Annotated in this window: 6 protein-coding genes; 4 read left to right on the top strand and 2 right to left on the bottom strand. The window is 35.8% G+C overall.

Annotated features, from left to right (window positions below; all coding sequences use genetic code 11):
* Positions 1 to 228: 228 nt before the first annotated feature.
* Complete coding sequence (locus M3175_RS18275) at positions 229 to 3,315, bottom strand: Ig-like domain-containing protein (RefSeq protein WP_251522199.1); 3,087 nt, start codon at positions 3,313 to 3,315, stop codon at positions 229 to 231.
* 189 nt (positions 3,316 to 3,504) lie between these two features.
* Positions 3,505 to 4,377, bottom strand: coding sequence for a UTP--glucose-1-phosphate uridylyltransferase GalU (galU, locus tag M3175_RS18270; RefSeq protein WP_251522195.1), 873 nt, complete (start codon positions 4,375 to 4,377; stop codon positions 3,505 to 3,507).
* Positions 4,378 to 4,712: 335 nt separating this feature from the next.
* On the opposite strand from galU, the gene M3175_RS18265 reads away from it, so the two are divergent.
* The 4 genes from M3175_RS18265 to M3175_RS18250 are packed head-to-tail and all read left to right on the top strand — an operon-like array spanning position 4,713 to position 9,215.
* The gene (locus M3175_RS18265; RefSeq protein WP_251522190.1) at positions 4,713 to 5,534 is read left to right on the top strand and encodes a glycosyltransferase family 2 protein; all 822 of its coding nucleotides are present in this window, start codon (positions 4,713 to 4,715) and stop codon (positions 5,532 to 5,534) included.
* Positions 5,531 to 6,853, top strand: coding sequence for a UDP-glucose dehydrogenase family protein (locus M3175_RS18260; RefSeq protein ID WP_251522186.1), 1,323 nt, complete (start codon positions 5,531 to 5,533; stop codon positions 6,851 to 6,853). The genes M3175_RS18265 and M3175_RS18260 overlap by 4 nt, the downstream gene beginning before the upstream one ends.
* A gap of 1 nt (position 6,854) precedes the next feature.
* Positions 6,855 to 7,736: a glycosyltransferase family 2 protein gene (locus M3175_RS18255; RefSeq protein WP_251522183.1), complete on the top strand. Its 882-nt coding sequence runs from the start codon at positions 6,855 to 6,857 to the stop codon at positions 7,734 to 7,736.
* 39 nt (positions 7,737 to 7,775) lie between these two features.
* Entirely contained in the window at positions 7,776 to 9,215 is a 1,440-nt protein-coding gene (locus tag M3175_RS18250; protein WP_251522180.1) for an oligosaccharide flippase family protein, read from the top strand.
* Positions 9,216 to 9,232 lie beyond the last annotated feature (17 nt).

Raw genomic sequence — 9,232 nt, 5'->3', positions numbered from 1 at the left:
GTCTTTTCCTTTCTCCAGAATTATAAATGTCAAAATGTTTCGAATTATGCACACATGGACATTATAACCGTCAAATTCTGGACAGGCAACACCGTCAACTATCGGTCATTTTGGGATGGCAATAACACCTTATATTAAAAGGAATATTTATGGGTATTAAAACGCTAAGTAAAAAAAAATAAAAGAAGCCCAAATCATTCTTTGGAGTATGATTTGGGCTTCTTTTTATTAACGATCTATTTTGTTTGTATACTCCATGAACACCCATCCAGTTGAATTTGAATTTGGCAAGTAAACTTGATACCAGCCATTTTGTGTAACTGGAGTATTATTGTTCAAGACAATCTTGAGATAGGAACCATCGCTTACACTAGTTAATATGCTAGAAGTTGTAGAAGCTGAACTTCGGATATTCAATGTTCCACCACCTGAATTTATTTTAAGTAAATTCAGAATCTCAACATAATTCCCGTATAACCAACCGTTTTGACCGTTAACATTTGCTCTATACCAACGGAATTTATAATTTCCAGTACTATTTGTGTCATATCTAACATCAGTATTAAAACCTAATATTGGAACAATAGTATTTTGACCTACTGATCCATTATTAGTAGCTTCTGATACATAAGGTAATGACCTAAATGTTAGAGAAGAAGTAGTAATCTTAGCAATTATTCCGCTTGGGAAATTAATAATGGTATCAACTGGGTATGGTTGCCCACTTGGTATTTCTCTACCATATTCCTTTGGAGCAGGAGCTGTTATTGGAAGCTCTTTTGCATTTGAGTAGTATGAGTAATCATACGGTTTAATACTTTGCATTAAGTTGGCAATACCGTTTTTCCAATTTTGATCGGTTGCATACTTAACATTCATCCCGGTTAGCGTTGGTCCGTGTTCAGCATAATAGTAACTTCCAGTAGCATCCAAATAATTGGATCTAATTTGATAAGCCACTTTTAGAATACTTTCAGGACCGTTAGGGAAATAATATCCACAAGTAAATGGACAGACATCATAAGCACCGTAACCAAATAGATTGTGTTTATAATTTCTTAAATCAGAACCTCCCCAACCGGTTTCCCAAATTGCATGTGCAACTAGGTATTGAGCATTTACACCGTACTTGTTCTGGGCATCAATAAAACTTTGAGCATAGTCTTTTAAAGGACTATTAGGTGATCTACGATTAAAGAAATCCACAATTTCACTAGCTGTTATGTTAGCTGGCTTTTTTAAGTTAGTTATGACATAAGGATTTCCATTTCCTATAAAAACCTTCTTGGAAACTGAACTTATTGAACCATTCTGACCTGTTGCTTTAACGGTAATTGTATGTTCTCCATCAATAAATTGCTTTGTATCAAGGATATATTCATATCCTGAATTTGAATTTTGATATTCAGGGAATGAACTATACACATCAGGACGTGAGATTCCATGTTGTGCATTTCCAACCAATTTTCCATCTACTAAAATCTCAATCTTCGAGATACCACTGCTATCTAGATACCAACCTTTAATAGTGCTAAGTCCTTTAATAGTGGAACCTGTGTCAGGGGTATCAATATACCCTTTAGGAGGCGGATTTTGAATATCAACTGACATTTGGCGGAAATTTGTTATAGAACCGTTATTTCCAGTTTCTCTAACAGAGATAGTGTGGGGCCCATTAGTGAATTTCTTAGTATCTAATGTATATTGGAATCCAGAATTAGGATTTTTATATTCTGGATAAGCATTATATACATCTAAACGAGACAACCCGTATTCTGCAGTTCCTACAATTTTCCCATCGACTAGAACTTCAATTTTGGATACACCACTAATATCTAATGCCCAACCTTTGATATTAATATTTCCTTTAACACTTGAACCGTTAATAGGAGACTCGAGGTTACCTTTAGTAGGTGCGTTTTGAATATTAACAATTAGTTTTTGAAGTTCCTTTGTGGTACCATTTTTCCCTGTTTCTTTAACAGTAAGGGTATGTTGTCCATTGATAAAACTAGTAGTATCTAAAGAATAGGTAAATCCAGAATATGGATTTTGGTATTCAGGATATGCCTTATGGACATCAGGACGAGCAACTCCATATTGAGCAGTTCCAACTGCTTTACCGTCAAGGAATACTTCGACTTTAGAAACACCACTGCTGTCTAAAACCCAACCTTTAACATTAATTGCCCCTTTCACAGTAGAACCATTAGAAGGAGATTCGAGGTTACCTCTTGTCAAAGGGTTCTGAATATTAACCGTAAGTTTCTGAAGTTCCTTTGTGGTACCATTTTTCCCTGTTTCTTTAACAGTAAGGGTATGTAGCCCATTGGTAAACCTAGTAGTATCTAGCGAATAGGTATATCCAGAATAAGGATTCTGGTATTCAGGATATGCCTTATGGACATCAGGACGAGCAACTCCATATTGAGCAGTTCCTACTGCTTTGCCGTCAAGGAATACTTCGACTTTAGAAACACCACTGCTATCTAAAACCCACCCTTTAACATTAATTGCCCCTTTCACAGTAGAACCATTAGAAGGGGATTCAAGGTTACCTATAGTCAAAGGGTTTTGAATATTAACCGTAAGTTTCTGAAGTTCCTTTGTGGTACCATTTTTCCCTGTTTCTTTAACAGTAAGGGTATGTTGTCCATTGATAAACCTTGTAGTATCTAAAGAATAGGTAAATCCGGAATATGGATTTTGGAATTCAGGGTATGCCTTATGGACATCAGGACGTGCAACTCCATATTGAGCAGTTCCTATTGCTTTGCCGTCAAGAAATACTTCAACTTTAGAAACACCACTACTGTCTAAAACCCACCCTTTAACATTGATTGCCCCTTTTATAGTAGAACCATTAGAAGGAGACTCGAGGTTCCCTCTTGTCAAAGGGTTCTGAATATTAACCGTTAGTTTCTGGAGTTCTTTTGTGGCTCCGTTATTCCCGGTTTCTCTAACAGTTAATGTATGAGAACCGTTAGTATATCTAGTCGTGTCTAGTGAATATATAAATCCTGAATTTGGATTTTCATATTCTGGGAACACTTTCAGAACATCCGGACGTGCTACACCATACTGAGCATTTCCTATTATTTTGCCATCAAGTAAAACTTCAACTTTAGAAACACCACTGCTATCTAAGATCCAACCTTGTACGTTGATTTGCCCCTTAATAGAAGCACCGTTTATAGGAGAATCAATACGACCTTGAGTGACAAGTGTTCCATTAACTTCTAAACTTGTAGAGTTAAAAACTACTAAAGTTAATAGAGCAAAAATAACATATTTAATTAGTTTTATACCTTTCATATTCCCTCCTCTAAAAATTTACAATTCTCTCACAAGTTAAATAGTATCAAAATTTAATATAGTAAACAATTAATCTCGACAATTTCTATGGAAATTTGTCGAAAAGACTTATTAAATGTAAATTTATAAGATGGTTTGGAAGATGACAAAGGAAAAAGCTCCGAAAAATAAGATTTCGGAGCTTAGGAGTTATTTATTTTCATTAAGAAGTTTCGTTAAAAAGTCAAGGACATCATCTCTTAACTCTGGATCTTTCAAAGCAAACTCTACTGTTGTTTGAATGAAGCCAATTTTTTCACCAACATCATATCGTTTTCCTTGAAAATCGTAAGCATAAACCTGTTGGATTTCATTTAACTTTTGAATAGCATCCGTAAGCTGGATTTCTCCACCTGCTCCAACATTTCCTTCTTCTAGGATCGGGAATATTTCTGGGGTTAATACATATCTCCCCATAATCGCCAAATTGGAAGGTGCTGTCCCTGCAGGTGGCTTTTCAACAAAATTACCTACACGATATAATCGGTCTGTGTTTTCGATAGGGTCGATAATTCCATACCTAGAGGTGTCTTTGTCAGGTACATGTTGGACTCCTATGACTGAGGAATGAGTTTCCTCATATTGATCCATCAATTGCTTCACACATGGCGTTTTTGCCTCAACAATATCATCACCTAAAAGAACGGCAAATGGCTCGTCCCCAATGAACTTTCTAGCGCACCAAACGGCATGCCCTAGACCTTTAGGCTCTTTTTGACGGATGTAGTGAATATCAACCTTTGAGGGAGCTTGGACCTTTTCGAGTAAGTCTAATTTTCCTTTTGAACGAAGGTTATCTTCTAGCTCAGAAGCAAAATCGAAATGGTCTTCAATCGCTCTTTTTCCTTTACCGGTAACAATGATGATATCCTCAATACCAGATTCAATAGCTTCTTCTATAATATATTGAATGGTTGGACGATCTACAATTGGGAGCATTTCTTTAGGCATTGCCTTTGTGGCAGGTAAAAATCTCGTTCCAAGACCTGCGGCTGGAATAATGGCCTTTCGGATTTTCTTCATAAAATCGTTCCTTTCAAACCAAGATTACACTCTTTGGAGATTTATGTAATTTAATGTTAAAGAAAAATATTTCACAATCAGATTGATTATATCAAAAAACATGATAAATGGTAATGATGTGAGTAATATTTACTAATAAAAGGATAAAAACACATTAAAATGAAGGGAAATGTAAATTGTATTTGAATGTTTTGTTAGAGCATATCCATATTTAAAATAACTTATATATGGAAATAATGAAATTTTAGGTTATACTGAAAGTTATGGTTTAGCCCTTATGTAAAGGGGTTAATTCAATAGATAATATTTAGCTATGTAAGAAGGAAGTGTATGGTTTGGATATTTCAGTCGTAATACCTACCTATAACCGGGCAAGTCTCTTGCCAAAAGCAGTGGAGAGTGTATTGGCCCAAACAGTACAACCACTAGAGATACTAATTGTAGATGATCATTCTACTGACAATACAAGAGAAGTAGTAGAGTCATTTAATAATGAGAAAGTTAAATATATAGTTAATTCTCATAAAAAGGGAGCTAACGGTGCTAGAAATACTGGGATTATGCTTGCAAAAGGTGATTATATCGCTTTTCAGGATAGTGATGATATTTGGCTACCAACGAAACTCGAAAAGCAGGCTGCCTATTGTAAGGAGCATCCTGGAGTTGACATGCTTTTTTGTAGTTTAAATATTGAAAACTTAAATAGAGTCGTTCCTAAAAGGAAAGTTACTCCGGATGAGATAAAACCACTGCTAGAACGAGGGAACTTTATATCTACCCAGACTATATTTATGAAGAAACAGATAGCTGAAAAGAACCTCTTTGATGAAAACCTGATGCGGTTTCAGGACTGGGATTTCTGCATTAGAATATCCAGAAATCATGTAATTCATCACTTAAATGAGGTATTGGCTGTTGCTGATGTTCAAAATGATAGTATTAGTAAAAGGGTTAATCAAATGGAAGCTTTAAAACAGTTCTTCCATAAGTACCCAGAGTTAAAAGAATCAAATTTAATTTCAAAATCTTTTAGAAATCGTATATTAGCTGCGTCAGAAAAAGAAGAGGGAAGAAATTTTCAAGCGGATTTTTACACTACAAAAGCAGTAGTATTCGAACTTGTTGATAAGATATTTAACAGGAGGAATCGCTTGTGAAAATAGGTGTCGTTGGCACAGGTTATGTTGGATTAGTACAAGGAGTCATCCTTGCAGAATTTGGACTTGATGTCATTTGTATGGATGTAATCGAAGAGAAAATTGAAATGTTAAAAAAAGGAATTGTTCCTATTTACGAACCTGGATTAAAAGAGCTAATGGATAAAAATGTGGCTTCAGGAAGACTTGAGTTTACCACTGATATGAAGTATACAGTTGAAAACACAGACGTTATGTTTATTGCTGTTGGTACACCTCCAAAGGACGACGGTAGTGCGGATTTGAAATATGTATTACAAGTTGCAGAAAATATCGGTAATTACTTGAACGATTATAAAGTAGTTGTAAATAAATCAACCGTTCCAGTAGGTACGGGGCAACTGGTTCGTGAAACGGTACAAAAGGTATTAAATGAAAGAAATGTAGAGTTTTCCTTTGATGTCGTATCAAACCCTGAGTTCTTAAGAGAAGGGAAAGCTGTTGGAGATTGCTTAAAACCAGATCGCGTGGTAATTGGCTGCGATAGTGAGCGTGCAATGGAAGTAATGAAGAAGGTTTACGATGTCCTATATATTAATGAAACTCCATTTGTCTTTACGGATGTTGCAACTGCAGAGATGATTAAATATGCTTCTAATGCCTTTTTGGCAGTGAAAATTTCATTTATTAATGAAATGGCGCTATTGTCGGAAAAGGTTGGAGCAAATGTTCAGGAAATCGCACGTGCCATGGGGATGGATGGTAGAATTTCTCCAAAGTTCCTTCATGCAGGTCCTGGCTACGGTGGCTCTTGTTTTCCGAAGGATACTAAGGCGATTGTTGATATTGCCAATAAGTATGGGGAAGAGCTAAAGGTTATTCAAGGCGCAATTGAAGCCAATGAGAAGCAAAAGCAGAAAATGGTTGAGAAGATTGTTACTCGTATGGGAGATATCCATGGGAAAACCATTGCCATTCTGGGTCTTTCATTTAAACCGGAAACAGATGATATGAGAGATGCCCCTAGTATCGATATTATTAATGGACTTGTTAAACAAGGTGCAAAGATTCAAGCTTACTGTCCTCAAGGGATAAAAGAGGCCAAATGGCGTTTAGAGGATATTGAGGATCATATTACTTATGTCAATAATGAGTATGAAGCGGTGGAAGATGCTGATGCAACTGTATTTGTTACAGAATGGCATCAATTCCGTGGGATGTCTCTCGATAAAATGAAGGACTTAATGAAGGGTGACTACGTATTCGATCTAAGAAATATTCATGTAAAAGACAAGCGAGTAAGAGAAATGTTTAAATATGAACCGATTGGAAGAAAGTAATATGGTTAAAATTGATATTTTATTACCTATATATAATTCTTACGAGGAAACAAAGAATTGTATTGAGAGTATTCTTCAACACACGGATTCAGAAATGTACAATCTATTCCTTCTAGATGATAAGAGTCCGGATTCTAATATTCAGGAACTGACATCGTTTTATGCTAATAAGTATTCTCATATTAAAGCAGTTAGAAATGAAGTGAACTTAGGCTTCCCTGGTAACGTGAATAATGGCTTCCAGGTTAGCGAGAATGATGTGGTAGTAATTAATAGTGATACGTTGGTTACGGAAAATTGGCTGAAAAGCTTATATGAGTCAGCTACTAGTGATGATTCCATAGTAGCCGTTAACCCGATGAGTAATTATGGGATTATATCTGGTCTGCCTGTAACGAATAATGAGATAAATGATTTATTTTCTTATGAAGAACTAGTTTCTGCTTTTGAAAAAAATAAGCAATCAGGGGTTGTTGAATCTCCTCTTCTTATTGGTTTTTGCATGTATATGAAAAGAAGTGCCTTGAATGAAGTTGGCCTTTTTGACGCTGCGACCTTTAAGAGAGGGTACGGTGAGGAATCAGATTGGTGTATGAGAGCTAGACAAAGGGGCTTAAAGCTTGTAGTGGCAAAGGACACATACGTCCATCATATTGGAGGAGTTTCCTTTGGAGAAGAGAAGGAGAAGCTTAGACGTCAATCAAAAGAAATTCTGCTACAACGATACCCAGAGATTGATAAAGAACTTGAATCTTATGTTTTAAAGAATCATTTTAAGGATATTAGAAAAGGTATGCTACGGGAGCTTTCCTACTTTAGTAAGCCGGCTAGCTTCAAAAATAAGCTAAAAATGATCAAGCACTATATAAACAATACGTTGTAACTCTTGAGTAGGAACGTTAAAAGAGGGCTTAAATACTGAATGAGTAAATTAATTACGAATTATGTTTTTACAGTTTTATATCAAGTGTTGTTGATGCTAACCCCGTTTATCACAACTCCTTATGTTTCTCGAGTATTGAGAGCAGAAGGGGTTGGGATTGATGCTTATGTTGTATCCATTGTTCAGCTTTTTATCGTATTTATTGTCCTTAGCTTACCTATGTATGGAAGTAGACAAATAGCTGTTCAGAAAGATCAAAAAGGGTTATCAAAAGAATTTTGGTCTATTTTTTCATTCCAGATCGTTATTGCCATTATCAATGTTGTAGTATTCCTTTTCTTTATAGGAACCGTTTCTGAATATAAACAGCTATATTATATTCATCTTCTGACTCTTGCTGCTTACAGTATTGATATATCCTGGTATTTCATTGGTAAGGAAGAGATGAAGAAGATCGCTATTCGAAATATGCTCGTTAAAGTTAGTGGGATTATTTTAATCTTTATGGTAATCAAGGATATGAATGATTTGCCTCTTTATGTTGCTATTAATGGTGGGACCTTGTTGATCGGGCAGATTATTATGTGGAGGCCACTTTTAAAAGAGTTGTCGTTTGTCAAAGTAACCTTTCAGGATATAAAATCCCATGTGACACCGATCCTTTCACTTTTTTTACCACAACTTATGATTCAGGTATACGTACTGGTGAACCGTATTGTCTTAGGAAATATATCTGGAGAAGTAGAGGTTGGTTTTTATAACCAAGCCAATAAAGTCGTCAAAATTGCGATTGGTGTGATTGCATCTCTTGGTACTGTCCTACTTCCTAGAATGGCATCTGAATTTTCTAAGGGTAATATGGAAGAGATAAGGAAATATACGAATTACACTATGCAATTTGTACTTATGGTGACACTCCCAATGACTCTTGGCCTAATGGCGATTGCTCCGAATTTTGTCGTTTGGTTTTTAGGTGATGAGTTTTTGGATGTATCAACCGTACTAATACTTATGAGCCCGGTTATTTTCTTTGTAGGGCTTGCAAATGTGTTTGGGATTCAAATATTGGTGGCAACCAATCAGCAAAAGAAGTATTCCATTGCTATAACAGTAGGTGCCATACTAAGTTTAATCATTAACTTCTTCTTTGTTTCGTCATTAGCAAGCCTTGCAACTACGATTGCTTTATTAGTTGCAGAAGGTGTGGGAGCCATCATACAAATGTATTTTGCAAGGAAGTACTTTGTTTTTAGAGACTTTTTCAAACTATTTACAAAATATTTATTGTTAAGTACTCTAGTTTATCTTTCAGCAAGTTTGATTGGCTACTATGTCACTTTAGCTCCGGTTCTACTTACGCTTTTGCAGGTTGCAGTTGGGGCTCTGCTATATCTCTTAGGGTTGGTATTAATTAAAGATAGCATGGTCTTCAAGTTCGTAGAAGCATTAAAAGGGAAGGTATTACGAGGGAGAGCTTAATTGAAAAAGGTTCAGGA

Source organism: Robertmurraya korlensis (assembly GCF_023715225.1).
GTDB lineage: Bacteria > Bacillota > Bacilli > Bacillales > Cytobacillaceae > Robertmurraya_A.
This window is presented reverse-complemented; position numbering and strand designations above follow the sequence as displayed.